Source organism: Gemmatimonadales bacterium (assembly GCA_030697825.1).
In the GTDB taxonomy this organism is placed as follows: Bacteria; Gemmatimonadota; Gemmatimonadetes; order Gemmatimonadales; family JACORV01; genus JACORV01.
Map to the genome: position 1 here is coordinate 1 of JAUYOW010000317.1, position 25,931 is coordinate 25,931.

A 25,931-nucleotide genomic window follows, 5' to 3' on the forward strand; every position below is an offset into this window, starting at 1 on the left:
AGCAGCCGAGCGTGTCTGGTCGGGTCTCGAGCCGGAGCCGGCGGTCCAAGCCGACGCGCTCAGGGTGGAGCTCGCCCTGGCGGGCGAGGGGACGGGCCTTGACGCCGCGTCGAGCGTCGAGCGGCTGGCCGCGGTCCGCACCGGCGACAGCACCACCGTTGCCGCCAACGCGTGTCTCGTGGCGCTGTGGCGGGCGCAGCACGGCGACACCTCGCCCGTGGATGCCGAGCGGTTCCGGCAGCCGGCCCGACAATGTTCGTGGGCGATCGAGCTGCTGCGTGCCGCGGCGCCGGGCGCGGCGGACGGCGACCGCCGGATCGCCGCTGCCGACTCGGCGTTCCGGAACACGCTCATCCTCGAGTTCGTTCCCCGGTACGAGGCCCTCCTGCTCGCCCGGGTCTGGGAATCGCGCGGCGACCTGCGCCGGGCGCTCGCGGCCATCCGGCTGCGGATGTACGGGCCAGGACTCTCCGAGGGCTGCTGCTGGCGCGAGGAAGGTCGCCTCGCCGCGCTCGCGGGCGACACGGCGGGCGCGATCCGCGCCTACCGGACCTACCTGGTGATGCGGCAGGACGCCGAGCCGCTGCTCATCCCCCAGCGCGACAGCGTGCGGGCCGAGGTGGCGCGGCTGGAAAGACGCCAGTAGGGCCTGCCTTGCCTGTGTCATACATGTGATGTAATATGTATGATATGAAGCGCACCACCATCTTCATCGAACCGTCCCTGGAGCGGCGCCTCAAAGCGCTGGCGCGCCGTGAGGGGAAGAGCTTCGCCCAGTGCGTGCGCGAGGCGGTGGCGCAGTACGTCGCGGAGCCGAAGGCCGGCAAGCGTCCCCTGCCGAGCTTCTTCGGGATCGCGTCCGGCGGCGACCCCGACGTGTCCGAGCGCTTCGAGGAGTTGCTCTGGACGGATCCTCACGCGTGACCGTACTGGCCGATGCCGGATGCCTCTACGCGATGGTGCACCGCGACGACGCCTGGCACGAGCGAACCCGTCACTGGTGGGAGGCGAATGCCGAGCCGGTCCTGGTTCCGGTCACGGTGATCCCGGAGGTGACGTACATGCTGGCCAAGCGGCTCGGTGTGCACGCCGAGCAGGGATTCGTGCGCGCGCTGGCGTCCGGCGAGCTGCCGATCGAGTCGCTCGAGGGCGCGGACGTCGCGCGGGCGGCGGACCTCATCGGCCTGTACGCCGACTTGCCGCTGGGGTTCGTGGACGCCTCGATCGTGGCGATGGCCGAGCGTCTCGACGTGACCACCATTCTGACGACGGATCGGCGCGACTTCGGCGTGGTGCGACCGGCGCACTGCCCCCGGCTTCGGCTGGTGCCGTAGCCGCACGCACGAAGGGCCGCCACCCGGCGGCCCTTCGCGCAAGAGGTACGGCTCCCGGCGTCAGTCGGTGGTCTCGGCGTACGCCTCTATGGGCGGACAGGTGCAGACCAGGTTCCGGTCGCCCCACGCATCGTTGATCCGGCCCACCGGCGGCCAGATCTTGTGCTCCCGTGTCGCGGGACTCGGGAACGCCGCCCGCTCGCGCGAGTAGGGGCGCGTCCACTCGTCGGCCAGCAGATCCGCCAGCGGGTGCGGCGCGTTGGTGAGCAGGTTGTTCCCCTTGTCCGCCTCGCCGTTCTCGATCTCCCTGATCTCGCCGCGGATCGCGATCAGCGCGTCGCAGAAGCGGTCCAGCTCCTCCTTCGATTCGCTCTCCGTGGGCTCGATCATCAGGGTGCCCGGAACCGGGAAGCTCACTGTGGGCGGATGGAAGCCGTAGTCGATCAGCCGCTTGGCGATGTCAATCACCTCGATGCCGGCGGAGGCCTTGAACGGGCGCGTGTCGAGGATGCACTCGTGCGCCACGAGGCCGTTGGCTCCCGCGTAGAGCAGCTCGAGGTGTCCCTGCAACCGCTTCGCCACGTAGTTGGCGCTGAGTATCGCCACTTTCGTGGCGTCGGTGAGACCGCCGGGCCCCATCATCGCGATGTACGCCCACGAGATGGGAAGGATGGACGGGCTCCCCCACGGCGCCGCGGACACCGTGCCGCACGGCTGCGCCACGCCTAACGGCACCACCGGATGGTCCGGCAGGAACGGCGCTAGGTGCTTCGCGACGCAGATCGGCCCCATGCCAGGGCCGCCGCCACCATGCGGGATGCAGAAGGTCTTGTGGATGTTGAGGTGGCACACGTCGGCGCCGACGTCGCCCGGCCGGCATAGCCCCACCTGCGCGTTCATGTTCGCGCCGTCCAGGTACACCTGCCCGCCGTGCTCGTGCACGATCCGGCAAACTTCCTTGATCGTGTTCTCGAAGACGCCGTGGGTGGACGGATACGTCACCATCAGTGCGCCGAGGGCGTCCTGGTGCGCGGCCGCCTTCTCCCTCAGGTCGGCCAGATCGATCTCGCCGCGCTCGTCGGTCTTCACCACCACCACCTGCATCCCCGCCATCACCGCGCTCGCCGGGTTGGTACCATGCGCCGAGGCCGGGATCAGGCACGTGGTGCGGTGTGGTTGGCCGTTGGCGCGGTGGTAAGCACGGATGACCACCAGGCCGGCGAACTCGCCCTGCGAGCCCGCGTTGGGCTGGAGCGAGCAGGCGTGGAAGCCGGTTATCTCGTTCAGCCACCGCTCGAGCTGCGTGAAGAGTTCCGCGTAACCTTTCGTCTGCTCGCGGGGCGCGAAAGGATGGATGCCGCCGAACTCGCGCCAAGTCACCGGGACCATCTCGGTCGTGGCGTTGAGCTTCATCGTGCATGAGCCGAGCGGGATCATCGCCGAAGTGAGGGAGAGGTCGCGGTCCTCCAGCTTCTTCAGGTAGCGCAGCATCTCGGTCTCGGAGCGGTAGCGGCTGAAGACCGGGTGCGTTAGGAACGGGCTGGTCCGCGCCAGCTCCGGCGGGATGGCGCGCGGCGAGTCGGCGCGGAGCGCCGGTACGTCCCTGCCTAAAGCGAACACCGAGATGAGGTCGTTGAGGTCGGACGACGTTACTGTCTCGTCGAGCGCCACGGCGATGCGCGTCGGCGACAGCGCCCGCAGGTTGATCCGCTTGGCCCGCGCGGCTTCGTGGACGCGCCCGGCCGTCGCCGCGTCGGTCTCGACCGCGATCGTGTCGAAGAAGGCTTGGTTGAGGAGCCGGAAGCCCAGGGCCTTCAGCGCCGTCGCGAGGCCGCGGGTCCGGGCGTGAACGAGGTCGGCGATGGCGCGGATCCCGTCGGGGCCGTGCCAGACCGCGTACATCCCGGCGCACACGGCCAGCAGCACCTGCGCAGTGCAGATGTTACTGGTGGCCTTCTCGCGGCGGATGTGCTGCTCGCGCGTGCCGAGCGCCATGCGAAGGCCGGGCCTCCCCGCCTGGTCCTTGGAGACGCCGATGATGCGGCCGGGCAGCTGCCGCTTGTACTGGTCCTTGGTGGCAAAGAACGCGGCGTGTGGGCCGCCGTAGCCGAGCGGCACGCCGAAGCGCTGCGAATTTCCGATCGCGATGTCGGCGCCCCACTCACCGGGCGGAGTGAGCACCGCGAGGGCGAGGAGATCGGTAGCCGCCGTGACCAGCGCGCCGGCGGCGTGGGCCCGCTCGCACAGCGCGCGGAAGTCACGCACCCGGCCGTCGGTCGCCGGATACTGCACCAGCGCGCCGATGACTCCGCCCTTGAACTCGAAGCGATCGGGGTCCGCGACCACGATCTCGACGCCCTGGACCTCGGCGCGCGTCCGCACCACCGCGATGGTCTGCGGGTGGCACTGCTCGTCGACCAGGAAGACGGTGTGGGCGCCGGCCTTCACCACCGCGTGCGTCAGGTGCATCGCTTCGGCCGCTGCCGTGGCCTCGTCCAGCAGCGACGCGTTGGCGATCTCCAGGCCGGTGAGGTTCGAAACCATCGTCTGGTAGTTGAGCAGCGCCTCGAGCCGGCCCTGCGCGATCTCCGCCTGGTAGGGCGTGTAAGCGGTGTACCAGCCGGGGTTCTCGAGGATATTCCGCAGGATCACGGGCGGCGTGATCGTGTCGTGGTATCCCATCCCGATATACGAGCGGAATACCTGGTTCTGCGCGGCGATCCCGCGAAGCTCCGCGAGCGCCTCCGCTTCACTCTTCGCGGCGGGGAGGTCGAGCGGGCGTCCCAGGCGGATGTCCGGGGGCACCACCGCGTCGATGAACGCGTCGAGCGAGGGATAGCCGACGGCCTCGAGCATGGAGCGCGTGTCGTCGGGGCCGGGGCCGATGTGGCGGGCGGCGAAATCGTCTTGACTAGTCAGCATGTCGGACATGAGTAAGAGGAGTTGGCGGAGCGCAAATGACGGTCGAGCCGGGCCCGGGCCCGGCTCGCACGGTCACTGTCCGATGTGCGAGGCGTATTCGTCCGGACTGAGCAGCCCGTCCATGTCGTCGGTTTTCCTGAGCCGGAGGCGGACCATCCAGCCGGCGCCGTAGGGGTCCTGGTTGACGAGCGATGGGTCTGCTTCGAGCGCGGCGTTCACTTCGACGATCTCGCCGGAGACGGGGCAGTAGAGCTCGGAGACGGCCTTCACGGCCTCGATGGTTCCGAACGGCTCCATCTTGCCGAACTTCTTCCCGGCAGCGGGCAGGTCGACGTACACGACGTCTCCCAGCTCGCCCTGCGCGTAGTCGGTGATGCCTATCTCGACCACGCCGTCGGTGTCGGTCTGGTGGACGTATTCATGCTCTTCGGTGTAGAGCAGGTGATCCGGGATGTTCGACATCGGGGCTCCGCGTGCAGGTGTTTCGGCCGCCAAACGCTACCCGGGCCCCGGGGTGAAGTCAAGCGAAAAACGGGGCCGTCAGCCGCCGGCCGCCGGCGCTCTCCGCTCCAGCTCCATCCAGGCTTCGCGGGCGCGCGCTTCGAGCGCTTCGCGCGTGCCGTCGTTGTCGATGACGATATGGCTCCGCTCGCGCTTGAGGCGGCTGGGCAGCTGCGCGCCGAGTAGGTCATCGGCCTCCTCGCGACTGTAGCCGCGCATCTCCAGGAGCCGCGATCGGCGCACCGCTTCGGGCGCATCCACCAGCACCACCACGTCGAACGACGAGGGCGATAGGACCTCGAAGAGGAGCGGGATGTCGGCTACGATGATACGGTCGCCACGGGCTCGCGCGTCCTGCTCGAGCTTCTGCGAGAGCCGCGCGACCTCCGGGTGCACGATGGCATTGAGGACCGCGCGCTGCTCGTCGTTCGCCATCACGCGGCGGCGGAGCGACGCGCGGTCGAGCGAGCCGTCGGGCAGCCGGAGATCGCCGCCGAAACGCTTGAAGATGGCGTCCAGCGCCGGGGAGCCGGGCGCCACGGCCTCGCGCGCGAGCAGGTCGGAGTCGATGACGCCCGCGCCCCATTGTTTGAAGAGCGCGAGGACGGTGGACTTGCCCGCGGCGGCGTTGCCGGTGAGGCCGACCCTAAGCATGGGGAGCGGGGAGCGGGGAGCGGTACCTTGGGTTGCGCGCCGCGGCCGCGGTGCACGCTGAGGGAACCGCTCCCCGCTCCCCGCTCCCCCTAGAGTAGCGCACCCTGACCCTCATCTTTCCGCGGCACCTCGTGGCAGTGCCGGCACCGCGCCTCGTACGACTCGCGGCCGCCCACCATTATCTGCGGCGACTCGTAGGGCGCGGGCTTGCCGTTGATGAGCCGCTGGTTGCGGGTCGCCGGCCCGCCGCACACCACGCAGATCGCGTGCATCTTGTCCACGATCTCCGCGCTCGCCATCAGGTCGGGCATCGCACCGAAGCCCTCGGCGCGGAAGTCGCTGTCGGTGCCCGCGAGGATCACCCGCACGCCGCGGTCGGCCAGCGCGTTGGCCACGGAGACGATGCCGTGGTCGAGGAACTGCGCCTCGTCGACCGCGACCACCTCGGTGTCGGCGCGCACCCGTTCCATGATCTCGAGCGACGACTGCACCGGCTCGGCCTCGACTATCGTTCCGTCGTGGCTGCTCACGGTGAACACGCCGCTATAGCGATCGTCGAGGTGCGACTTGAAGACCTGCACCTTTCGCTTCGCTATCACCGCGCGGCGCACCCGACGGATGAGCTCCTCGCTCTTGCCGGCGAACATCACGCCGCTGATGACTTCGAGCCAACCGGGTTGGGTGCCGTGGAACATGCCTGGTCCGGAGTGGGAGATGGCGAGCGTCGAAGTATGAAAACCAAGCCGATGGGGGTCAAGCGCGAAAGTCGCCTATTGCGGAGAACTTAGGAGATACCTAGGTTATTGGCCATCTCCAGGGCATCGAGCCCCGGTCTTCCCACCCTCGACGCAAGGAGTCATCCCGGTGAACAAGTCCGATCTCGTGAATGCGCTGGCGGCCAAGACCAAGATGTCGAAGGCGGATGCCGGCCGGACCGTCGAGGCGCTATTCGCGTCCAACGGCGTGCTCGCCTCCGAGCTCAAGAAGGGCGCCAAGGTCCAGATCACAGGCTTCGGCAACTTCGAGACGCGCAAGCGCAACGCCCGCAAGGGACGCAATCCGCGTACCGGCAAGGAGATCACGATCAAGGCTTCGATCGCTCCCGTGTTCCGCGCCGGCAAGGGCCTGAAGGACGCGGTGAGGAAGTCCAGGTAAGCCTCGCTTCGCGCTTCAGCCTTCGAGGCGCCACCCCGGGAAACCGTAGTGGCGCCTTGGTTTTCAGGCCCTTCGAGGGGGGCGCGGGGCGCCCGGGCCGCGGTCGATCCGGGCGATCAGCCGTCGTCCCTTGACGGTGACGCCGGTCAGGTCGGCCGCCGCCTTGGCGGCGTAGGCGGCCTTGATCTCCACCAGACAGAAGAGGTCGCGGACGTCGATCTTGCCGATCGCGTCGGCCGGCACCTTCGCCTGGTTCGTCATGGCCCCGACCAGGTCGCCCGGCCGCACGTTGTCCTTCTTGCCGATCCCCACCCAGATCTTGGACCACGACGGCGTACTCCCGGCCTCACCCCCCGCACCGGCGTCGGCCGAGCCGCTATCGGCCCTTCCGGCGGCGGCGGGCCGGGCCGGCCGGGCCGGCTGGGCCGGATCGCCGGCGAGCCGGAGCGCCGCGGCAGCCACGACCGCCGGATCGAACCGCTCGAGCAGCGGGCCGATCAGGAAGAGCTCCCGGTCCAGGTCTTCGGTCTCGATCGTACGCGCCACCCGGTCACGCAAGGCTTCGGCGCGCCGCTCGAGAGCGTCGAGGGCGGTGGGTATGGAGATAGGTGAGAGGGGCGAGAACAACGAGCGCAGCCAGGAGAGTTGCTGCGGCTCCACCACCAGCACCGGCGGATGGCCGGGCGGAGCGGTCTCGCTCAATGCGGCGGCGGCGGCGCGGCTCTCCGGGCACGTCGAGATGACGACGGATTCGTCGGTCTCCGGCGCCAGCGCGTCGAGTACCCGGCGGCGGATATCGGCGAACTGTGAGGCGCGCGCCACGACGTATCGGGCCGGCCCCACGGGTGGTGGCGGAGTCCATCCACCGGCTGAGGCCGCGGGAGGAAGCCCGAAAGTCAGCGCCTTGAATGCGTAGCGCTCGATCAGCTGGTCCAGCGCGGACCCCGGCTCCCCGGAAACGATGATCCGTTGAGCATCCCGGTCGCACTCGGCGAGCAGCGCCTCGAGGGCGGCGGCGCCCTCTTCGTCCAGCTGCTCGGGCCACGCGACCACGATGGCGCCGAAGGCGGCCGGCTTGAGGAGGGACCGCCGGAGCAGGACGACGGCGTCGGCCGCGCCGGCCAACAGGACATCCGGCTCGCCCGCCGCGAGGCGGCGCTCGGCGCGCGCGAGGCCGGAGATCGCGAGGTGGCTCTTTCCCAAGGCAACGAGGCCGGATTCGAGCGCGTTCGCGAACGCGACGGCGCGGTCGGCGTCGGCGGTGATGACGATGGTGCGACGGTCGTCGATCTGGAGGACGTAAGGAAGGGCAGCCTCCGTAACTGGCGGAACGAATGCGGCCACGTTGTGGCCACGCGAAATGACCGGCGCTGCGTCCACGGAAGCTTCCCCTGTTTCGGATGTCAAAGAATGCGGCTAGGCAAAGCTAGCAGCGGGGGCGGCGGCCAGGTAGTGACCGCCGCCCCCGCCCCCCCGGCGCCCTTCAGCGAGCGCTCCTACGCCGCGGCTGCCACCAGCACGGGCTGCTTCGCCACCGCCGCCACGGGCGCGGGCTTCTCCTCCGCGGTCTTCAGCACGGCCTCGACCTCGAGCAGGATCTCGACCATGTCGCCCACCAGCAGCCCGCCCGACTCGAGCAACTGGTTCCACTTCAGCCCGAAGTCCTTCCGGTCTATGGTGAGCTGAGCCGCGAAGCCCGTCCGCTGGTTTCCCCACGGGTCCTTCGCGCGGCCGCCGTACACCACGGGGAGCACGACCTCGCGGGTGACGTCGCGGATCGTGAAGTCGCCGGTCACATCGAAGCCGTCCTCGCGCCTGGCGACCCCCGTGCTCCTGAAAGTGATGGCCGGGAACTTCTCGACGTCCAGGAAGTCGGGCGTCTTGAGGTGCCCGTCCCGCTCGGCCACGCCGGTGTCGATGCTGGCGGCCTCGATGCTCACCTCGACGCTGGAGCGCTCGGGCGCTGCGTCGTCGAAGGCGATCGTGCCGGCCCACTTCGCGAACCGGCCGCGGACCTTCGAGACCACCATGTGGCGGACCGTGAAGTTCACGCCCGAGTGGCTGGCGTCGATGTCCCAGATGGGGATGTCTCTCGTGCTCATCGTTCTACTCCTGTGTTATGACGTTAGTCGTGACAACAACAGTACTCCCGAAAAAAAGAGGCCGGCGCGGCCAGGCCCGCTCAGTCGGTCGGAACCTTGGCGCGGGCTTCTTCCAGTAGCGTGGCGAGCTGCCGCAGCTTCCGCGGGCCGAGATGGCCCAGCAGCCGCGCGTGGGTCTCCATCACAGGCTCGTCCAGCTCGGCCAGCAGCGCGAGGCCTTCCGTCGCAATGCGGGTCACCACGACGCGCCGGTCGGCCGAGTCGCGTTCTCGGGCCACCAGGCCGCGCCTCTGGAGCCGGTCGAGCAGCCGCGTGATGTCCGGGTCCTTGGTGATCATGCGGGCCGCGATCTCGCCACAGGGAAGGCCGTCCTTGCCGGCTCCCCGCAGGATCCGGAGCACGTTGTACTGGGTTCCCGTAAGGTCCGTTTCCCTTAGCGGCGGGGCGAAGCCCTGGGCCAAGGCGTTCGCCGTCCGGAGCAGGTTCAGCGCCACTTCCTCCTCCAGGCTCCGGAACGGCTGCTTCTGCTTGATCTGGTCCCGCAGGCTCATGGGACAAGCTTAGTCGTTATAACGACTGTTGTCAAGAGGTATATCAGCCGGGCGGGACCCCGGCGCCTCCTGGCCGCGCCGACCTAGGTCGCCGGCCGGGCGGAGGGTGGCTCGCTCCAGCACGGGCTGTTCGAGAGCTGGGCCCGGAGATCGCGGACGAACTCGGCCTCGCCCGGAATGCCCGAGGGCCAGGCGAGGTCGAGAAACCGCCACGCAAGGTCGGCGTGCCCCTGGTACACCAGGTCCACCGCGTAGCCGTAAAGGTCGGCGGGCGGGTCGCCGTCGTCCCAGTCGTCGCGGAGCTCGCGCGCTCGCGCCCGGAGGGTGGTGGAGTCAGGAGCCGCCTCGCGCATCAGGTCGCAGGCGGGCCGGTACCCACCGTCCTTGAAGCGAAGGACGACCTCGGGCGCCTGCGTCTCGGCGAACGGGTAGTCGCGCCAGTACGCGAAGCGCCAGTCGTTGATGCGGGCCTCCAGGACGCCGTCGCGGTCGAGGTCCTCGAACTCGACGTCGCCGTCCGCGCCGTCAATGGTGCCGTGAATCCGTAGCGCGTCGCCCAGGCCCAGCACCACGGCTTGAGTGCAGCAGTGGATCCCGCCGGTGAAGGTCTCGACCACGACATCGGGGACACCGTCGCCGGTGATGTCGCGCCCGATGTCGTGGATCCGGATCATCGCGGCGCGGGCGGCGAAGGCGCGCCGGCCCGCGCGCTTGATGTCCACGATCCTCTCTTTCGCGGCGGTGTCCGCGTAAACTCGGATCAGGTACTCACCGACGCGATGCTCTGCTTCGATCGGGCCGGAGAACTCGGAATCGGGCGGCACGGCGAGGAAGGGTGCAGCGGTGCGCTCGGGGGCGCGGGCCGCGCCGCGCTCGGCGGTCCGGTGCGGCAGGAGCAGCCAAACGAGGGCGAGGAGCGCGAAGGCGACGGCGATATGCCAGGGGCGGGGGGCTCTCATGGGCGGTTGAGCATACGCGTCGAGTAATCTAGCGCCGCCCGGGCGCATCGCGGGCCGAAGCCCGCGCTCGGCGCAGGCGTTGACTCTTGGCGCCGCCACCGCATCTTGCGGCGTGCGTCGCAGCGTCCTGTTCACCCTCCTGTTGGTCGCGCCAGTCCTAGAGGCACAGAATCCCCGTCCCCGCGCGCGGGACATCGGCCTCGTCATCGGCATCCTGCCCGCCGGCCCGCTCAATGCGATCACGGATGTCGCGGGAGTGCGCGTGGGCCAGGTGACCGTCGCCGCGGGCGATTCGATCAACACCGGCGTCACCGCGATCCTTCCCCACGGCGGCAACGTCTTCCGCGAGAAGGTCCCGGCTGCGGTCAGCGTCGGGAACGGCTTCGGCAAGCTCACGGGCATCGCGCAGGTGCGCGAGCTGGGTGAGCTCGAGTCGCCCATCCTGCTGACCTGCACGCTATGCGTCCCGCGCGTCGCGGACGGCGTGCTCACGTGGCTGCTCGACCTGCCCGGGAACGAGGACGTACGCTCGATCAACGTGGTCGTCGGCGAGACGAACGACGGCCAGCTCAACGCCATCCGGCGGCGGCCGGTGACCGAGTCGCACGTGCTCCAGGCGCTGAGGTCGGCGCGCGAGGGGCCGGTGGAAGAAGGAAGCGTCGGCGCGGGGCGCGGCACGGTCGCCTTCGGGTGGAAGGGCGGGATCGGCACGGCTTCGCGCCGGTTGCCCGCGAGCCTTGGCGGGTGGACGGTCGGCGTGCTGGTGCAGACGAACTTCGGGGGAGTGCTCACGATAGGCGGCGCCCCGGTGGGCCGGCGGCTCGGACAGTACTATCTGCGCGACGAGACGCGCTCGGCGACACCGGGAGGCGGCTCCGCATCCGGCGTGCCCGGCGCTGACGGCTCGATCATGATCGTCATCGCGACCGACGCGCCGCTCGAGTCGCGGCAGCTCGAGCGCCTTGCCCAGCGTGCCTTCCTCGGCGTGGCGCGCACCGGCTCGCCCATGACTAACGGGAGCGGAGATTTCGCCATCGCGTTCTCGACCGCGACATCGGTGCGGCGCGGCCCGCTCGCGCCGGGCCGGCGGACGCGCGCGAGCGAGGTCGTAGCGAACGACGAGATATCGCCGCTGTTCGAGGCGGTCGTAGAGGCGACGGAGGAAGCGATCGTGAACTCGCTATTCCGCGCCGAGACGGTTCGAGGTGTGAGAGGCGCGGTGCCCGCGCTTCCGATAGATTCCGTGGTCACCATCCTCCGCGAGCACGGGGTCATTCCATGAGCAACGCCCTCTTCTCCCGCAACGTCGCTGCGCTCGCGCCGAGTGCCACCATCGCGGTCTCGCGCGAGGCCGCGCGCCTCAAGGCCGAGGGGGTGAACGTGCTGGACCTCGGCGCCGGGGAGCCTGACTTCGCCACTCCCAAGCTCGTGGCGGAAGCGGGCACGCGCGCGATCGCGGCGGGCAAGACCAAGTACGCGCCCACCGAGGGCATCCTCGAGCTGCGCGCGGCCATCGCGCGGCGCCTGGCGCTGCTGTCGAACGGGCGCGCGGTCAACGCCGACAACATCGTCGTCTCCAACGGATCCAAGCAGTCGCTCTTCAACGCCTGCCTCTGCCTCTTCGGCCAGCGGGAGAAAGTGCTGGTCCCGACTCCGGCGTGGACGAGCTACCCGCAGATCGTGCATCTGGCCCGCGCGTTACCGGTCGAGGTGATGGGCGACCCGGAGTGGAGCCTCAAGGTCTCGGTGAAGGAGTTGGACCGCGAGTACGACGAGTCGGTGAAGGGCCTCATCATCAACTCGCCGACCAACCCGACCGGCGCGGTCTACACCCTGGCGGAGCTGAAGGCGATCGCCGAGTGGGCGAAGCGGAAGGGTGTGTGGATCGTGTCGGACGAGATCTACCGGCAGATCCACTACGGCGGGGGGCCGGCACCGTCGTTCCTGGACCTGCCGGACGAGCTTCTGGAGCGCGTGGTCGTGGTGGACGGCGCGAGCAAGGCGTACGCGATGACCGGGTGGCGCATCGGCTTCGCGCTGGCGCCGAGGGAGCTGGCGCAGACGATGAACGCGCTCCAGTCGCACACCACCTCCGGCGCCAACACGATCGCGATGTGGGCGGCGGCGGAGGCGTTCGGGAGCGACGCCTTGCAGGCGGAGGTCGCGGCGATGACGGCGGTGTTCCGGAAGCGGCGTGACTACCTGGTGAGCCGGTTCCGCACCGAGCTGCCGGGCGTCGAATACGTGGAGCCGCTGGGCGCGTTCTACCTCTTCTTCCGGGTGGACGACGTTTTCACTCGGCACCTGCCGACGGCGACGGAGTTCTGCCGGCGGCTCATCACCGACGAGGCGCTGGCTCTGGTGCCGGGCGCGGCGTTCGGCGACGACCGCTGGGTGCGGATGAGCTATGCGGCCTCGGACGAGGTGTTGAAGGAAGGGATGGAACGGCTGGTGCGGGAGTTCGCCCGGCTTCGCTCGGAGCAGAGGAGCGAGAACCCGTTCAGCCACCTGACGGCGTAGGAGTCACGGCTCCAATCGGTACCCCGCTTTCCGCACGGTGATGGTATGCTTCGGGGCGGCGGGATCGTCCTCGAGCTTGCGCCTGAGCTCGGCGATCTTGCAGACCGCTGCAACTCTGCAACGCTGACCGAACCCTGCCCCCTGGAGCCCGAATGAGCGCCCTCTCCGATTCCGTCACGACCATCGCCAAGAACCGCCTCGTCCTGGAGCTTCCCGCCCAGATCCGCGAGTGTCTCGGCCTCCTCTCCGACGACCAGATCTGGTGGCGGCCCAACGCCACGAGCAACTCGGTCGGCAACCTCGTCATCCACTTGTGCGGCTCTACCAGGCACTTTCTCGGCCGCGGGGTGGGCGGTAGCGGCTACGTCCGCGACCGCGACGCGGAGTTCGCCGCGAAGGGCCCGGTCCCCAAGGCCGAACTGATGAGAATGCTGGACGAGACGGCCGCGGAGACCGACCGGATCATCGGCGGGCTCGACGAGAAGCGGCTGCTGGAGAACACGCAGAACATCGAAGCCACGATGACGGTCATCTCGGCGATCATGCGGATGAGCCACCATTGGGCCTATCACGTGGGGCAGATCGTCTTCGTGACCAAGTCGCTGCGTGAGGGGAGCGTGCAGGACCTGTTCCGGAAGACTATGGTCAAGTAGAGGAAGGCCGTTAGCCGTTGGCCGTTAGGGCACCTAAAGCCTCGACGGCCTCCGGCTCATGACTTCGAACCCGTCCGCCGTGACGACGCAGTCGTCCTCGATGCGCACGCCCCATTCATTCGGCAGGTAGATCCCCGGCTCCACCGTCACGACCATTCCCGGCTCGAGTTGGAGCATGTTGCCTTCCACCTGGTAGGGCGGTTCGTGACCGTCCATCCCCATCCCGTGGCCCACCCGATGAGTGAAGAACTCGCCGAAGCCCGCCTCGCGGATGACGCGCCGCGCCGCGCGGTCCATCTCCTGGCACTGGACGCCGGGCCGGCCCAGCGACATGGTCGCCGTCTGCGCGTTGTGTACCGTGTTGTACACCTGCACGAACCGCGCGCTCGGCGCGTCGCCGAACCACTGGGTGCGCGTGATGTCCGACGTGTAGCCGTCGATCCGGCAGCCGACGTCGATCAACACGGGCATGTTGCGCTCCAGTCGCCGGTTCTCCGTCCCGCCGTGCGGCAGCGACGAGCCCGGCCCGAACTGGACCAGGCCGCCGCCGGACGAGCCGCGCTGGCTCATCTCGCGCGAGACCACTGCCGCGACCTCGCGGTCCGTGGCGCCCACGGCGAGCGACGCGAACGTGGCCGCGATCGCGTCTTCCGTGATGCGCACTGCCGCGCGGATCGCGGCCAACTCCTCCGGTTGTTTGAGGATGCGGAGCCGCTCGAAGACCGGCCCGCCGTTCTCCAGCCTGCGGCCGCGCAGCGCATCGGCCAGGCGCAGCGCAGTCTGGTACTCGGTGCTCGGCTCGATAGCGACCCGCGGGCCGCGCCACGGGGCCGCGGTGCGCGACACCAGCGCGAACGGGTCCTCCTGCTCCTCCCAGCCGCGCGCGTCGCCGATGGTCCCGCCGCGGCGCACGCGCTCCACCTCGAACGAGGGCGCCACGATGACCGGGTCGCCCGTTCGGGGAAGCAGCAGCGCTATCAGCCGCTCGCTCCGGCCGGGGTTGTAGCCGACGAGGTACTGGAAGTTGACGCTGGGCGTGGAGAAGAGCAGGTCGATGTTGCGCCGCGCCATCTCTTCCTGGGCGCGCTGCCGCCGGGCGCGGAAGACCTCGGGACCGAGGTCGGGTACGGTGCCTCGGACGGGACGGGAGGCGGGAGCGGCGCGGTCGAGGTTCGCGGTCACGAACGTGGCCGCCGAGGCGGCGAGGAAGTCGCGTCGATGCACGGGTTTGGCTTCTCTGGCTGAGGTTGTTGGCTCGGCCTATATTAGCCGCCGCAGGCCGTGCCACGATAGAGGGAGGCCGCATGCCATTGGGAGCGCGCGTCGTCGAGCGCAAAGGCAAGGTGCCCCGCGTCAGTTACCGCTGGGACGGGGAGACCGACATCCTCACCGGAGCCGTGAAGGGCATCGAGAAGGGTGGCGCCGGCCTCACCGGCTCGGTGGAGCTGGAGGGGAGCGACGGCTCGTTCATCCTGCTCGATGTGGCGGGCGGCGCGATCTGCGGCGTCGAGGTCGTCGTGTGGCCGGACGTGCGGACGGTGCAGACCCTCCAGCCGCCGGCCAACGTGAAGGAAGGGGAGGTCGTCCTGCCCACCCGGCGCTCGCAGCCGTCGGTCGCCGCGGTCGAGGTGGACACGGCGCTCACCATCGAGACCAATGCCGCCGAGTCGGTCTTTCACGTCCGCGTCGGGCCGGCCCGGCACCTCGAGGTCGTGCGAGTCGCGGACGGGCTGCTCGTCGAGGTGGACGAGCAGAGCGAGCTGGCCGGGTTGTGGCTGACCAACGTGCCGCCGTTCCCGGCCGACGAGCCGGCGGCATGATCACATCGATCATCCAGATCCGCTGCTCGCGCGACCTCATCCCCGAGACCGCCGAGGCTGTCGCCGAGATACCGGGCATCTCCGAGGTCTATTCGGTGTCCGGGGACTACGACCTGATCGCGATCCTGAAGGTCAAGGAATACGACGAGATCGCGCAGATCGTGACGGAGCAGCTGGTAAGGGTCCCGGGGATCGTCCGCACCAACACGATCAGCGCCTTCCGCGTCTACTCGAAGGCGGACCGCGAGTCCGGCTTCACCGGCGGCCGGAGATGAGCGGGCGGCACGGGTAGCTGGCAATGAGGGTCGCCCACCTTGCCGACGCGCACCTCGGCTTCCGCCAGTTCCAGCGGCTGGATCCCGAGGGTGTGAATCAGCGCGAGTCCGACGTCGCCACGGCGTTCCGGCGCGCCATCGACGCCGTGATCGCACGCGCGCCGGACGCCGTCGTTATCGCCGGCGACCTCTTCCACGCGGTGCGGCCGACCAATCGCTCGATCATCGAAGCCTTCACCCAGCTCTCGCGCCTGCGGTCCACGCTGCCTGACGCCCCGATCGTGCTCATCGCCGGGAACCACGACACGCCGCGCTCGATAGAGGCGGGGTCCATCCTCAAGCTCATGAGCAGCCTGGGGGTGGAGGTCGTGGATGACACGGCTCGCCGCATCGAGGTGCCGCGACTCGGCCTGTCGGTGCTCGCGGTCCCGCACGCCGCGCTGCTCGGCGACCGGTCCGGCCGCGACTGGCGCCCCGAAGGGCACGCGCGACACAACATCCTCGTTCTCCACCCCGAGATCGCGGGTCTCTTCCCGGAGAACGGCGCCAGCGACTACGGCGGCATCCGGGTCGAGGCCGAGGACCTGCACGCCGGGGAGTGGAGCTACGTCGCGCTCGGTCATTACCACGTGGTGCACCAGGTCGCGCCGCGGGCGTGGTACAGCGGATCGCTGGAGTACACCAGCCCGAACATCTGGGGCGAGGCGCAGGAAGAGCGGCGGCGCGACGTGTCCAAGGGTTTCCTCATCGCCGACCTCGAGACGGGCGCAGTCGAGCGCGTGCCTCTCCCGCCCGGGCGCGCGGTCCACGATCTCACGCGGCTGGACGGCGAAGGCATGACCTCGCCCGAGCTGGACGCGGCGATCCAGGGCCGGCTCGCCGAGTTGGCGGGTGGGGTGTCCGGCGCGGTGGTGCGCCTCGTGGTCGACAACGTTCCGCGAGCCATCGCGCACGCGCTCGACCACGCCGCGCTGCGGGCCGTGCGCGCTGAGGCGCTGCACTTCCATCTCGACCTTCGCCGTCCGGAGCCGGTGCGACGCAGCGCGGGCAACGCGGGGCCGGGCACCTCCCGCCCGCTTCCCCTGCGAGTGGAAGACTATCTCTCTCGCCGGCCTCTGGACGCCGAGCTGGACCGGAGCCGGCTGGTCGCGCTCGGTCGGTCCTATATGGACGCCGTCGAGCGCGCGGTACTAGAGGGCGGGGCGTAGCCTCATGCGCCTCCACCGGCTCCACCTGGTCAACTTCCGCCAGCACCGGGACACGGATATCGAGTTCGGCCCGGGGCTGACCGGGATCATCGGGCCGAACGGGACCGGGAAGAGCACGCTGCTCGAGGCGATCGCGTGGGCGATCTACGGCATGGAGGCGGCGCGCGGCACGCGGGACTCGATCCGCTGGCGCCGTGCCAAGGTGCGGTCCGAAGTCAAGGTGGAGCTGGAGTTCGGGCTTGGCGCCCACGAGTACCGGGTCGTTCGCACGCTGTACGGGGCGGACCTCTTCCTCGACGCCGCGCCGCAACCGATCGCCACCACGATCAACGAGGTCTCGAGTCGACTCACCCGGGTGCTCGGGATGTCACGCGACGAGTTCTTCAACACCTACTTCACCGGCCAGAAGGAGCTGGCCCTGATGGCCACGATGAAGCCGACCGAGCGCGGCCAGTTCCTGTCGCGGCTGCTCGGTTACGACAAGTTGCGCCTGGCGCAGGAGCGGGTGCGCCAGCGCCGGAGCGAGCTGAGGGCGGAGCTGTCCGCGATCGAGGTCGGCTGGCCCGATCCGGCCGCGCTGGCGGCGGAGCGCGAGCGCCGCGCGGCGGCGCGCGAGGAGGCGGCTCGCCGGCTGGCGGAGGCTGGCGACGCGCTCGACTCCACGCGTTCCGCGAGCGACCAGTACCTCCCGGTCTTCCGCGAGTTGACGGAGCTGCGCGAGCGGTACGGAGCGCTGGTCACGGAGCGGCGGGTGGCCGAGGAACGGGTGCGCCAGGTGGTCGAGCACATCGCGCGTCTCCAGGCCGAGCACGCGGCGGCCTCGGCCGCGCGGGCGGAGCTCGAAGGGCTCGCGCCGCGGGTGGCCGAGTACGAGCGGCAGCGGATCGCGCTCGCCGAGCAGGACGCGCTGGCGGGCGACGCAGCGCGGCGGGACAATCTGGAGACCCAGCTGGCTGAGATCGCGAAGCAGCGGGTGGAGCTGGAGCAGCGTCTCGGCGAGTCTCGCGGCGCGGCGGCGGAGGCTAGGGAGATCGTCGAGCGGCTCGAGACGGACCGCTTCGCCCAGGAGGATGCCGAGCGGGTCTACGAGGAGCGGCAGGCGGGATGGGTGCGGGAGCGGCAGGATGCGGAGTCGAAGCGACAGTCACTGCTCGACCAGTACCGTGACCTTGAGGCGCAGCGCGAGCGCATCATCGCCGCGGGTGAGACCGGAGTGTGCCCGACGTGCGGTCAGGCGCTCGGCGCGGAACACCTCCGCTCGGTCATGGATCTCCTCGACGCTCAGCTCGCGGAAGTCACGATGAACGGCCAGTACTTCCGGTCGCGCATGGATCAACTCCAGGCGCCTCCCGCCGACCTCGATGCGCTCGACGATCATCGCCGGCAGCTGGCCGAGGCCGTGGAGCGTGGCGCGCAGTCGCTCGCCGTTGCGACCCGCTCCGCCGAGGAGGCGATCGGGTTGGACAAGCAGCTCCGGCGGCTCGACGAACGGGCGGCGCGCCTCCGGGAGGAGATCTCGGCGCTGCGCGGCGGGTACGACGCCGGGCGGCGGGAGGAGATCCGGCGCGCGGTGGCCGAACTGGAACCCGGCGTGGCGCGGGCGCAGCGGCTGACGGCGGAAGCCGAGCGCGCGGTACGGCTTGCCGCCCTTCTCCACGAAGCCGAGGGGCAGCGTACCGTCTCGGTCGAGCAGCTGGCGGCCGCGGAGCGGGAGCTGACCGCGATGGCCTTCACGGAAGAGGGGTACCAGGCGGCGGCACACGAGATGCAGCGGCTCGAGACGGCGTGGCGGCGGGCGGAGCTGGACGTCGCGGTGGCGCGGGCCGAGTTCTCCGCGGCGTCGGACGCGCTGGCCGCGGCCGAGCGGGCCGAGCAGGAGGCGGTCGCGCGCGCCGCGCGCGTCGCGGCCGTCCAGAGCGATTTCCGGCTGCACAACGAGCTGGATCGCGCGCTGGGCGACCTGCGCGTCGAATTGAACCAGGAGATGCGCCCGGAGCTGGCGTCGCTGGCCGCCGACTTCCTGGCGGCGCTCACCGACGGCCGCTACGATGAGATCGACCTCGACGAGGAGTACCACGTCACCGTGCTGGAGGACGGTCAGCCGCAGCCGGTGATCTCGGGTGGCGAGGAGGACTTGACGAACCTCGTTCTGCGCTTCGCCGTAAGCCAGATGATCGCGGACCGGTCGGGTCAGCCGCTCTCGCTGCTGGTGCTGGACGAGATCTTCGGCTCGCTGGACGAGGCGCGCCGTACCCAGGTCGTCCATCTGCTCCGGGCGCTCGAGGCGCGCTTCCCGCAGGTCGTGCTCATCACTCACATCGAAGGGGTGCGCGAGAGTCTGGACCGCGTGCTGCGCGTGCGTTACGACGAGGCGGATGGCTGCGCGGTGGTGACAGAGGAGCGCACCCTGCCGCCGAACCTGGGGGGGGCCGATGCGGATGTGGCGGCCTGAGCGCGCGGCCCACGGGCCCCTGCCCGTGACCGAGCGCGACATCCCGGCCATGAACCGGCTCTTCTCCGACTCGTTCACCGACCGGTACCGGCGTGACGGGCTGGTCGGCGTGCGCGTACCGTTCCTGAATGACGCCATCTGGCGGTACGCTATCGCGGATGCGGGCGACGGCGCGATGGCCTGGCGCGACGAGGCCGACCGGCTGGTCGCGTTCAACATCGCACACCGTTCGGGCACCGAAGCCTGGATGGGGCCGTTGTGCGTGCGGCCCGATCGCCAGCTGGCCGGCCTTGGAAAGGAGGTCGTCATGGCGGCGATCGACTGGCTGAAGGCACGCGACGCCGCTACCATCGGCCTCGAGACGATGCCGCGCACCGTGGACAACATCGGCTTCTACAGCCGACTCGGATTCATCCCCGGCAACCTCACGCTCACCATGACGATCGAGACCGTCGCGCGCGGCCCTCGCGAAGGCGAGGCTGCGCTCCTCGGCGACCTGGACCCGCCGCGCCGGGCCGAACGGGTGGCGGAGATCGGCCGCCTGGTCGAGCTTCTCGCGCCCGGGTACGACTTCCGGCGCGAGATCGAACTGACGCTCGACCTGGCGCTCGGCGACGTGGTCACGGTCGAGCAGGGGGGGGCGCTCGCGGCGTTCGTGCTCTGTCACGCCACGCCGCTCGCGGAAGGAGGGGGCCGTGACGAGGTGCGAGTGCTCAAGGCGGCGGCGGTGGACGAGCAGGCGTTGCTGGCGGCCCTGGGCGTGGCCGGCGCGTGGGCGCATCGCTGCGGGAGCCGGAGGCTGGCGATCCGATGCCAGTCCTCGTACGGCGACGTCTACCGTACGCTCATCGGTCGCGGCTTCCGCGTCCGCTGGTCGGACCTGCGCATGACCCTGGACGGCTATCCCGAACGGCGCCCGGAGCGTGGAATCCTGTGGTCGAACTGGGAGATCTGACCGTGGCGGGGGAACTCCGGATGCGGTGCGGCGTACCGGGTACACTCGGCCGGCGTCGCACCGCTCCTCGCCCGGAGTAGCCAATGGCATCCCGTCTCGCAGTCTCGTTGCTGCTGATCGCGCCGCTTGTCGGCGTCCGGATGCTCGCGGCCCAGCACACCGGCGCGCCCCCCGGCGGCCAGCATCAGGGTGGGCAGCATCAGGGAGACACTCACGTCCATGGCGGTCAGCAGCCGGTGAGGCGCACGGCCGCCGATACGGCGGCGGCCTGCCGTCGTCCCGGGGCCGAGCAGCAGGTGGTGTGCCGCGGGTGGCTGGACACGGCGTTCGCCGGCATGCAACAGCGCGGGCAGCAGGTGATGGGCGTGGACCAGTACACCTCCTCGCACCGGTTCGACGATCTGCCCGATGGTGGCCGCATCGAGCTCCAGCGTGACGGCGCCGACCCCGCCGGCGCCGCGGCGATCCGCCGGCACTTCGCCGAGATCGCCGGCAAGTTCGCGGACGCCGACTTCGACGCGCCCGGCTTGGTGCACGCGCAGGACGTGCCGGGGACGCGCGTAATGGCCGCCAAGCGGTCGCTCATCACGTATACGGTGGAAGTCCTGCCGAGAGGGGCGGCGCTGCGGATCGCGAGTCGGGACTCCGAGGCGGTCGCGGCGATTCACCAGTTCCTGCAATTCCAGCGGCGAGAGCACGGGACGGGACAGCGGCCGTAGTGGCCCGAATCGGGACCACGGCTTGGGGACGCGGGTACTGAAGCACGCGGCCAGCCACGGTAGGCCCTAAAGAGTGCGTAACGCAATAAGTGAGTTGAATACGTTTCTGGCGCTCGGACCGGCTCTGAGGCCGCGCAGGGGCCGCCAAGCGCCAACTGCGCGCCGAATTCCCTTACGCACGCCATTCTCGTCCGTAACCCGACGACCGGCCGCCGCCAGCCCTTGCCGCAAGGAGTGATGGGGCGCACGTTTACGCCTGCGGCCAGTGCCCGCGGAGGGAGTGGCTTACGGGCTTTCTCGACGTCTGTATCGCCGTCGGTAAAAGCGGCCCAATTGCAGTTAAGAACTAGTTAGGCATCGCTCGGGCCACCCTTGCTGGCAGAGATCAGCGCCCTGCCTCGGAGCACCTCCTGCCCCTAGCCTCCGGTAACCCCCACCTTGGCCACGTCCGCACGGGCGTCGAGGAAGTTTAGCTTCTCCGCCCTTCTCGCTAGCGCCAGCGAACCGCCGGCCGAGACTGCACTCAGCAGAGTGATGGGACCAATTATTGCGAACATCAGCAGCCACGTCGGGAGATTGGTGGAGTTCGAGCCCGCAACAAACGGAACCATTCCCACCAACAGACCGGCCACCGCCCCCCAGGCGCCCACTCGTGTAGGCGACAACTCATCGAATCGGCGGCGGCGCTCTGCAATCCAAATCACCATGGAAAAGACCACAGCGCTGAGGAAGCCCGGGTACGCTCCCACCAATATCCACGGTTCATCCATGGACCCATCCGGATCCACGATCATCGATATCAGCAACCCAACCGGCACCCACACGACGGCCCAGGTCAGGCCCATCAAGACTGCACCGCGGATGCGTCTCAGCCACTTCTTCATTGCTACCTCCCTGTGCAATTGGATCTTCTACCATCGATGCTGCCGGTACGCCGAACTTCCTCCACTTGCCCCCAGAGCCGACTCGGCATTGATGACGCCGTCCGGCGAAGAACTGCAGCCGAAGGAGACACATATACTTTGTATCACAAAGTTATACTTTGTATAACAAAGTATTCTGCGTTAGTGCGATGCGCAACTTCTGCAGGTTGTTGGTTGAGCGATGCGATCGGCTTGGACTGGGCGCTGGCTGAGTCGAGCGTATCCGGGTTCAAGCCTCAGGTTTCGGGCCGCGGCGAGGCAGCTAGCGAAATCCGCTTACAGGGAGTCAGCGAAGAGGGCCCTGGAAGAGACGACCTCGGAGGCGCCCCCAGGTCCGACGATGCCCTGGTGCCAGGCCAAGAGTGCGCCTCTACCGTCGCGGGGCGATGCCTAACAAGCGTTTGCTGCTGTCGCGGTGTGAGCGGAGGGTCCGAGTCGTTCGTCTTGCAACTCACGACTCGGGTACGGCATCTTGGCCGCGCAGCAGAAACGCAAGTCGTTAGGCGGTGCGAATGGCAGTGTCCCCCGCTAGAGCGATGGCATGGCCCTAGAGTTTGCTTGGGATCCCAAGAAGGCCGCCAGCAATCTCCGGAAGCATGGCGTGAGCTTCGAGGAAGCGCTCACGGCCTTCGCCGACCCTCTCTCAATCACCATACCCGACCCCGAGCACTCAGCTGCAGAGGAGCGCTGCATTTTGGTGGGGCTCTCGGTCCGCGGTCGCCTGCTGGTGGTTGCGCATATCGAGGTAAGTGAGCAGATTCGCATTATCAACGCCCGACCGGCCACACGCGCCGAACGCGTGACCTATGAAGAAGACTAGGAAGCAGCCGATTGACCGCGACACCATGCGCCCCGAGTATGATTTCTCCGGCGGCGTGCGCGGCAAGTATGCTGGCCGATTCCCACGCGATGTGACGGTCGTGTTGCTCGAGCCCGACGTCGCAGCGGCCTATCCCGATTCCCAATCCGTCAACCGGGCTCTCCGCGCCATTCTGGATGCGGCGCCAGCTAGGCCGCGCCGCTCCCGTCGTCGCACCGCCTAACACCATTAAGAAGTTACCTGTCAAGGGGTCGCAGTAGTCCCATTGCGGCGAGCGCAGCTCGCCGCCGTCGTCCTTCCTGGTCACCTGCTCCTGCCGCGCGCGGCGAAGCGGCGAGTGCTTGAGTATCGGGTCGAACGTCACACACGGTGGCGTCCATGCGCCATTATGGGCTCATCAACTCGCGACCGTTGAGCGCGAGCCGTCGCCTCTCACCGAGACGGTCCCAGATACCTCCCTGGCACGACGATAACCGCCATGGAACTGTGGGAGCGAGACTATCTCGATCTCGAGGAGCCCGCGTTCATCGAGTTCCGTAGCAACCAGGGTGGTGAAAGCGTAGCCGCCGGCTGGGCACGCCGAGTTGACGCTGGATCGAGTGGCCCGTGGCTACTGCCGGGTTCGCCGAGTGAACCGACCGTTAGATGGGGTCACTCACCCGCGCTTCGCAGGCGCCGATGGCGCATACTGGATGAGGTTTTCGTGTCCTCACAACGAAGGCAGCTTGACAGCTGCGCCCACGTAGAAGGTGGCACCGGTTATTCTAGGAGATCTCAGTGAGCTGTGGCGGTGGGCGAGTACAGGTGCTTCTCCTCATCGCAGCTCTCCTAGGGGCAGCTCTGACGCCTTCGATTCCGAGGTGCCAAGCCCCGGCCAGCACGTGCGCTCAAGCTTGGCGGCGGGGCGCGGCCGCCGGGCGCGGGTTGCCGTGACCCGCCGCGGTCCGCACCATAACCAGGGAGGATGAACGGAGGTCGCGGTCATGCGCTTCACACTCGCGCTCGCCATCGCCGTGCCCGTCGCGATCGCGGTGCCGGGGTCGCGTCCGGATGCCGGCGCCACCGCGCCGCCGGGGGACATCGCGCTCGCCGGCGGCCAGCAGGGCTGGTCGTGTCCCGCCACGGGGTCCCTCGCCCGCCTGTCTTCCCTCCCTCCCGCCGTCGGCCGGCCGCTGCCAGCGGTCGCCGATTCCGCGCTGTTCGAGCGCAACGGCATCGAGCGGCTGTACTGGCGCGGCGACCTGAACGGTGACCGGCGCACCGACTTCATCGCCGACTACGGGTCCACCGGCTCGCAGGGCGCCGACTTCGCGGTGTTCGTGGGGTGCGGCGGCGGGCGCTACCTGCGCGCGCTGCACGTGTTCGCCACCACGCTCACCGTGCTCCAGTCCGCGGCGCTGGGATTCCGCGACCTGCGCGGCGACTTCGAGCTGACGGGCACGGACGTGCTCGACCTGGAGTTCTACCGCTGGACGGGATCGGGCTACGCGCGGCAGTGCGCCGCGGCGGCGCCGGTGGATTCGCTCGCCGCGCTCACCGGCTGCCCATGCTGCCGCTGACCGCTAGGACGCGGGCGCCGGCAGCTGCTTCGTGTGGTGCCGCACGTGGATGTCCGCCAAGCGGACGTAGTCCACGGATAGGAACTTCCTTCGTACCGGTCCGAGTATCTGGGCGGGGCATCGGCGCGTCAAGGACGTAGCGGGTCGGTGGGTGGGTTCGGGGCCAGCACGGGTTGCGGCTGGGCGCTGAAGCGGGCGGCGAGCGCTTGGCGGTGAGCGGCGGGCACGCCGAGAGGCCCCGGATCCGGATTTGGGAGCGGGGACGAGCGGGAATGGGCTACCGGACGAAGGGGCTACCGAGGTGGGGCGCCGGTGGCGAGGGCGGAGGGCCGGCGTCGGGCCCGGGGTGGACTTCGGGAGCGCGGGGCGAGCGCGAGGCCCGGGGCCCGGTGGGCGAGGATGCGGGTGATGACCGGGGGGTCGGTGATGACAGCCACGATGCGCATCAGGCCGGAACAGCGGGGCACCTGAGGGGGTCGACCTCGAAGATGCGCCGGAGCAACTGGGCCGAGCGGTGGCAGGCGGCCCGCAGGGACCAGTTTACCGGATCAGTGATCACGACGGGGGCCTCGACGCGCCCCTCGCCCTCCGTCGCATGCGCCGTCGACCGTCGCTGATCGGGCGTTCTGGAAGCAAGCAGACCTCTTTGCATAACCGTAACTATATTACGCGAAGATCAATAGTCGCCGACGATCGCGTCGGCCTCGATCTCGACCAGCATCTCCGGGTCCACCAGCCCGCTCACTTCCACCATCGAAGTGGCGGGCCGGATCTCCCCGAAGACCTCACCGTGGGCCTTCCCCACCAGCTGCCAGTCGCTGATCCGACGAACGTACATCCGGGTACGCACCACGTCCTTCATGCCGGCTCCCGCCTGGGCGAGCGCCGCCTCGATGTTGCGCAGCGCCTGCATCGCCTGCGCGTATGGGTCCCCGTAGCCGACGAGTTTTCCGCTCGCATCGGTCGCCGTCGTGCCCGCCACGTGGATCACGTTCCCGACCCGCACGGCGCGCGAGTAGCCGACGATCGGCTCCCACGGCGTTCCGCTGGAGATGTTCTGCCTCACGTCGTCGCCGTTCCAGCGTAGAGGTCCGACGACCGGTACCGCTCCAGCGCCTGCTTCACGAGCAGCTTGACCATCACCGCGAGCGGCACCGCCACCAGCAGCCCCACGAAGCCGAGCAGGCTGCCGAACAGCGCCAGCGCGATCATCACCCACACCGGATCGAGGCCCACCGACTTGCCGACGATGCGGGGCCCGGTGATCGACCCGTCCACGAACTGCACCACCCCGAAGACGACCACCAGCTTGAGGAGCGAGGGCCACACCGAGCCCGAAACGAGCGCCAACAGCACGCCGGGGATGATGCTGATCGGCAGGCCGATGTAGGGGACGAGGTTCCCGATCCCCGCGATCACGCCGACCAGCAGCGCGCCCGGAAAGCCGAGGATCGCGAGGGCGCCGCCCGTCAGCACCGCCACCAGCGAAGCCTCGGCGAGCTGGCCGCGCACGTAGCGGCCGAGGAGGCGGTCGTACTCGGCAAGGAAACCGAACAGGCCGGCGCGCTTCGCGGGGGGGACCAGTTCCTCCATCCGGGCGGTGAACTTGTTCCACGACTTGAGGAGGTAGAAGGTCACCACCGGCGTGACGATCAGGTATCCGAGGACGGTTAACGCCACGCTGACGCCCTTGCCGACCCCCAGCAGCGCCGACCACATCCGGCGGGCGATCTCCGCCCAGCGCGCATTCACCATGCCCACGAGGTCCGCGGGCTGGAGGTTCCGCAAACCCTCAGCCTGGCTCTCCGATAGGATGCTCCCGCTGGAGGCCAGGAAGCGGGTCCGCAGC

At 69.3% G+C, this 25,931-nt stretch carries 28 protein-coding genes; 16 read left to right on the forward strand and 12 right to left on the reverse strand.

Going from position 1 to position 25,931, the window contains the following annotated elements:
• The 3 genes from Q8Q85_15655 to Q8Q85_15665 all read left to right on the forward strand — a co-directional run.
• The coding region (locus tag Q8Q85_15655; GenBank protein ID MDP3775694.1) for a hypothetical protein at positions 1 to 646 on the forward strand (646 nt) is incomplete at its 5' end.
• A 44-nt stretch (positions 647 to 690) separates the two neighbouring features.
• Positions 691 to 924, forward strand: coding sequence for a CopG family transcriptional regulator (locus Q8Q85_15660; GenBank protein MDP3775695.1), 234 nt, complete (start codon positions 691 to 693; stop codon positions 922 to 924).
• Positions 921 to 1,334, forward strand: coding sequence for a PIN domain-containing protein (locus Q8Q85_15665; protein ID MDP3775696.1), 414 nt, complete (start codon positions 921 to 923; stop codon positions 1,332 to 1,334). The genes Q8Q85_15660 and Q8Q85_15665 overlap by 4 nt, the downstream gene beginning before the upstream one ends.
• Before the next feature lie 60 nt (positions 1,335 to 1,394).
• Here Q8Q85_15665 and gcvP read toward each other — a convergent pair whose 3' ends face one another.
• From gcvP to Q8Q85_15685, 4 genes are all read right to left on the reverse strand, one after another.
• Positions 1,395 to 4,256, reverse strand: coding sequence for an aminomethyl-transferring glycine dehydrogenase (gcvP, locus tag Q8Q85_15670; protein MDP3775697.1), 2,862 nt, complete (start codon positions 4,254 to 4,256; stop codon positions 1,395 to 1,397).
• A 72-nt stretch (positions 4,257 to 4,328) separates the two neighbouring features.
• A complete protein-coding gene (gene gcvH / locus Q8Q85_15675) occupies positions 4,329 to 4,718 on the reverse strand; it encodes a glycine cleavage system protein GcvH (protein ID MDP3775698.1) in 390 nt (129 codons plus the stop codon).
• Positions 4,719 to 4,796: 78 nt separating this feature from the next.
• Positions 4,797 to 5,411, reverse strand: coding sequence for a dephospho-CoA kinase (coaE, locus tag Q8Q85_15680; GenBank protein ID MDP3775699.1), 615 nt, complete (start codon positions 5,409 to 5,411; stop codon positions 4,797 to 4,799).
• An 89-nt stretch (positions 5,412 to 5,500) separates the two neighbouring features.
• Positions 5,501 to 6,106, reverse strand: coding sequence for a thymidine kinase (locus Q8Q85_15685; GenBank protein ID MDP3775700.1), 606 nt, complete (start codon positions 6,104 to 6,106; stop codon positions 5,501 to 5,503).
• A gap of 169 nt (positions 6,107 to 6,275) precedes the next feature.
• On the opposite strand from Q8Q85_15685, the gene Q8Q85_15690 reads away from it, so the two are divergent.
• Entirely contained in the window at positions 6,276 to 6,566 is a 291-nt protein-coding gene (locus Q8Q85_15690; GenBank protein ID MDP3775701.1) for an HU family DNA-binding protein, read from the forward strand.
• Between the two features lie 63 nt (positions 6,567 to 6,629).
• Here Q8Q85_15690 and Q8Q85_15695 read toward each other — a convergent pair whose 3' ends face one another.
• From Q8Q85_15695 to Q8Q85_15710, 4 genes are all read right to left on the reverse strand, one after another.
• Positions 6,630 to 7,946, reverse strand: coding sequence for a DbpA RNA binding domain-containing protein (locus tag Q8Q85_15695; GenBank protein MDP3775702.1), 1,317 nt, complete (start codon positions 7,944 to 7,946; stop codon positions 6,630 to 6,632).
• 116 nt (positions 7,947 to 8,062) lie between these two features.
• A complete protein-coding gene (locus Q8Q85_15700; protein MDP3775703.1) occupies positions 8,063 to 8,668 on the reverse strand; it encodes a YceI family protein in 606 nt (201 codons plus the stop codon).
• A gap of 80 nt (positions 8,669 to 8,748) precedes the next feature.
• A complete protein-coding gene (locus Q8Q85_15705; GenBank protein ID MDP3775704.1) occupies positions 8,749 to 9,219 on the reverse strand; it encodes a MarR family transcriptional regulator in 471 nt (156 codons plus the stop codon).
• 83 nt (positions 9,220 to 9,302) lie between these two features.
• Complete coding sequence (locus tag Q8Q85_15710; GenBank protein MDP3775705.1) at positions 9,303 to 10,178, reverse strand: hypothetical protein; 876 nt, start codon at positions 10,176 to 10,178, stop codon at positions 9,303 to 9,305.
• 112 nt (positions 10,179 to 10,290) lie between these two features.
• Between Q8Q85_15710 and Q8Q85_15715 the strand changes: the two genes are divergently transcribed.
• From Q8Q85_15715 to Q8Q85_15725, 3 genes are all read left to right on the forward strand, one after another.
• Positions 10,291 to 11,460: a P1 family peptidase gene (locus Q8Q85_15715; protein MDP3775706.1), complete on the forward strand. Its 1,170-nt coding sequence runs from the start codon at positions 10,291 to 10,293 to the stop codon at positions 11,458 to 11,460.
• On the forward strand, positions 11,457 to 12,698 hold the full coding sequence (locus Q8Q85_15720) for a pyridoxal phosphate-dependent aminotransferase (GenBank protein ID MDP3775707.1): 1,242 nt from the start codon (positions 11,457 to 11,459) through the stop codon (positions 12,696 to 12,698). The genes Q8Q85_15715 and Q8Q85_15720 overlap by 4 nt, the downstream gene beginning before the upstream one ends.
• Before the next feature lie 152 nt (positions 12,699 to 12,850).
• Positions 12,851 to 13,351 carry a DUF1572 family protein gene (locus Q8Q85_15725; protein MDP3775708.1) on the forward strand — a complete coding sequence of 167 codons (501 nt, stop codon included), beginning with the start codon at positions 12,851 to 12,853 and terminating at the stop codon, positions 13,349 to 13,351.
• A 33-nt stretch (positions 13,352 to 13,384) separates the two neighbouring features.
• Here Q8Q85_15725 and Q8Q85_15730 read toward each other — a convergent pair whose 3' ends face one another.
• Positions 13,385 to 14,575 (reverse strand): Xaa-Pro peptidase family protein, encoded by a 1,191-nt coding sequence (locus Q8Q85_15730; GenBank protein ID MDP3775709.1) that lies wholly within the window; start codon positions 14,573 to 14,575, stop codon positions 13,385 to 13,387.
• Positions 14,576 to 14,655: 80 nt separating this feature from the next.
• On the opposite strand from Q8Q85_15730, the gene Q8Q85_15735 reads away from it, so the two are divergent.
• The 6 genes from Q8Q85_15735 to Q8Q85_15760 all read left to right on the forward strand — a co-directional run bounded on the left by Q8Q85_15735 (position 14,656) and on the right by Q8Q85_15760 (position 20,780).
• Positions 14,656 to 15,171, forward strand: a complete 516-nt coding sequence (locus Q8Q85_15735; GenBank protein MDP3775710.1) for a hypothetical protein — start codon at positions 14,656 to 14,658, stop codon at positions 15,169 to 15,171.
• Complete coding sequence (locus Q8Q85_15740) at positions 15,168 to 15,446, forward strand: Lrp/AsnC ligand binding domain-containing protein (protein MDP3775711.1); 279 nt, start codon at positions 15,168 to 15,170, stop codon at positions 15,444 to 15,446. The genes Q8Q85_15735 and Q8Q85_15740 overlap by 4 nt, the downstream gene beginning before the upstream one ends.
• Before the next feature lie 23 nt (positions 15,447 to 15,469).
• Positions 15,470 to 16,654 (forward strand): metallophosphoesterase, encoded by a 1,185-nt coding sequence (locus tag Q8Q85_15745; GenBank protein MDP3775712.1) that lies wholly within the window; start codon positions 15,470 to 15,472, stop codon positions 16,652 to 16,654.
• Between the two features lie 4 nt (positions 16,655 to 16,658).
• Positions 16,659 to 19,106 carry an SMC family ATPase gene (locus tag Q8Q85_15750; GenBank protein MDP3775713.1) on the forward strand — a complete coding sequence of 816 codons (2,448 nt, stop codon included), beginning with the start codon at positions 16,659 to 16,661 and terminating at the stop codon, positions 19,104 to 19,106.
• A gap of 25 nt (positions 19,107 to 19,131) precedes the next feature.
• Positions 19,132 to 20,061, forward strand: a complete 930-nt coding sequence (locus tag Q8Q85_15755; protein MDP3775714.1) for a GNAT family N-acetyltransferase — start codon at positions 19,132 to 19,134, stop codon at positions 20,059 to 20,061.
• 83 nt (positions 20,062 to 20,144) lie between these two features.
• The gene (locus tag Q8Q85_15760; GenBank protein MDP3775715.1) at positions 20,145 to 20,780 is read left to right on the forward strand and encodes a hypothetical protein; all 636 of its coding nucleotides are present in this window, start codon (positions 20,145 to 20,147) and stop codon (positions 20,778 to 20,780) included.
• 416 nt (positions 20,781 to 21,196) lie between these two features.
• On the opposite strand, the gene Q8Q85_15765 is transcribed toward Q8Q85_15760, so the two are convergent.
• Positions 21,197 to 21,664 carry a hypothetical protein gene (locus Q8Q85_15765; GenBank protein MDP3775716.1) on the reverse strand — a complete coding sequence of 156 codons (468 nt, stop codon included), beginning with the start codon at positions 21,662 to 21,664 and terminating at the stop codon, positions 21,197 to 21,199.
• A 580-nt stretch (positions 21,665 to 22,244) separates the two neighbouring features.
• Between Q8Q85_15765 and Q8Q85_15770 the strand changes: the two genes are divergently transcribed.
• The 3 genes from Q8Q85_15770 (at position 22,245) to Q8Q85_15780 (ending at position 24,082) form a co-directional block, all read left to right on the forward strand.
• The gene (locus tag Q8Q85_15770; protein ID MDP3775717.1) at positions 22,245 to 22,523 is read left to right on the forward strand and encodes a BrnT family toxin; all 279 of its coding nucleotides are present in this window, start codon (positions 22,245 to 22,247) and stop codon (positions 22,521 to 22,523) included.
• Positions 22,510 to 22,746 (forward strand): hypothetical protein, encoded by a 237-nt coding sequence (locus tag Q8Q85_15775; protein MDP3775718.1) that lies wholly within the window; start codon positions 22,510 to 22,512, stop codon positions 22,744 to 22,746. The genes Q8Q85_15770 and Q8Q85_15775 overlap by 14 nt, the downstream gene beginning before the upstream one ends.
• A gap of 760 nt (positions 22,747 to 23,506) precedes the next feature.
• Complete coding sequence (locus Q8Q85_15780) at positions 23,507 to 24,082, forward strand: hypothetical protein (GenBank protein ID MDP3775719.1); 576 nt, start codon at positions 23,507 to 23,509, stop codon at positions 24,080 to 24,082.
• A gap of 676 nt (positions 24,083 to 24,758) precedes the next feature.
• On the opposite strand, the gene Q8Q85_15785 is transcribed toward Q8Q85_15780, so the two are convergent.
• Together Q8Q85_15785 and Q8Q85_15790 are read right to left on the reverse strand one after the other, a co-directional pair.
• Entirely contained in the window at positions 24,759 to 25,148 is a 390-nt protein-coding gene (locus Q8Q85_15785; GenBank protein ID MDP3775720.1) for a RidA family protein, read from the reverse strand.
• Positions 25,145 to 25,931 (reverse strand): AI-2E family transporter (locus tag Q8Q85_15790; GenBank protein MDP3775721.1); only part of this gene is annotated, 787 nt, incomplete at its 5' end. The genes Q8Q85_15785 and Q8Q85_15790, both read right to left, overlap by 4 nt.

What these genes read in the sequence shown, in the direction of transcription:
- Q8Q85_15735 (MDP3775710.1), top strand. Translation starts at nt 14,656, where the DNA reads ATGCCATTGGGAGCGCGCGTCGTCGAGCGCAAAGGCAAGGTGCCCCGC.
- gcvH (MDP3775698.1), bottom strand. Translation starts at nt 4,718, where the DNA reads ATGTCGAACATCCCGGATCACCTGCTCTACACCGAAGAGCATGAATAC.
- Q8Q85_15705 (MDP3775704.1), bottom strand. Translation starts at nt 9,219, where the DNA reads ATGAGCCTGCGGGACCAGATCAAGCAGAAGCAGCCGTTCCGGAGCCTG.
- Q8Q85_15685 (MDP3775700.1), bottom strand. Translation starts at nt 6,106, where the DNA reads ATGTTCCACGGCACCCAACCCGGTTGGCTCGAAGTCATCAGCGGCGTG.
- Q8Q85_15700 (MDP3775703.1), bottom strand. Translation starts at nt 8,668, where the DNA reads ATGAGCACGAGAGACATCCCCATCTGGGACATCGACGCCAGCCACTCG.
- gcvP (MDP3775697.1), bottom strand. Translation starts at nt 4,256, where the DNA reads ATGCTGACTAGTCAAGACGATTTCGCCGCCCGCCACATCGGCCCCGGC.
- Q8Q85_15750 (MDP3775713.1), top strand. Translation starts at nt 16,659, where the DNA reads ATGCGCCTCCACCGGCTCCACCTGGTCAACTTCCGCCAGCACCGGGAC.
- Q8Q85_15780 (MDP3775719.1), top strand. Translation starts at nt 23,507, where the DNA reads ATGCGCTTCACACTCGCGCTCGCCATCGCCGTGCCCGTCGCGATCGCG.
- Q8Q85_15740 (MDP3775711.1), top strand. Translation starts at nt 15,168, where the DNA reads ATGATCACATCGATCATCCAGATCCGCTGCTCGCGCGACCTCATCCCC.
- Q8Q85_15725 (MDP3775708.1), top strand. Translation starts at nt 12,851, where the DNA reads ATGAGCGCCCTCTCCGATTCCGTCACGACCATCGCCAAGAACCGCCTC.
- Q8Q85_15720 (MDP3775707.1), top strand. Translation starts at nt 11,457, where the DNA reads ATGAGCAACGCCCTCTTCTCCCGCAACGTCGCTGCGCTCGCGCCGAGT.
- Q8Q85_15765 (MDP3775716.1), bottom strand. Translation starts at nt 21,664, where the DNA reads ATGAAGAAGTGGCTGAGACGCATCCGCGGTGCAGTCTTGATGGGCCTG.
- Q8Q85_15710 (MDP3775705.1), bottom strand. Translation starts at nt 10,178, where the DNA reads ATGAGAGCCCCCCGCCCCTGGCATATCGCCGTCGCCTTCGCGCTCCTC.
- coaE (MDP3775699.1), bottom strand. Translation starts at nt 5,411, where the DNA reads ATGCTTAGGGTCGGCCTCACCGGCAACGCCGCCGCGGGCAAGTCCACC.
- Q8Q85_15770 (MDP3775717.1), top strand. Translation starts at nt 22,245, where the DNA reads ATGGCCCTAGAGTTTGCTTGGGATCCCAAGAAGGCCGCCAGCAATCTC.
- Q8Q85_15760 (MDP3775715.1), top strand. Translation starts at nt 20,145, where the DNA reads ATGGCATCCCGTCTCGCAGTCTCGTTGCTGCTGATCGCGCCGCTTGTC.
- Q8Q85_15660 (MDP3775695.1), top strand. Translation starts at nt 691, where the DNA reads ATGAAGCGCACCACCATCTTCATCGAACCGTCCCTGGAGCGGCGCCTC.
- Q8Q85_15775 (MDP3775718.1), top strand. Translation starts at nt 22,510, where the DNA reads ATGAAGAAGACTAGGAAGCAGCCGATTGACCGCGACACCATGCGCCCC.
- Q8Q85_15745 (MDP3775712.1), top strand. Translation starts at nt 15,470, where the DNA reads ATGAGGGTCGCCCACCTTGCCGACGCGCACCTCGGCTTCCGCCAGTTC.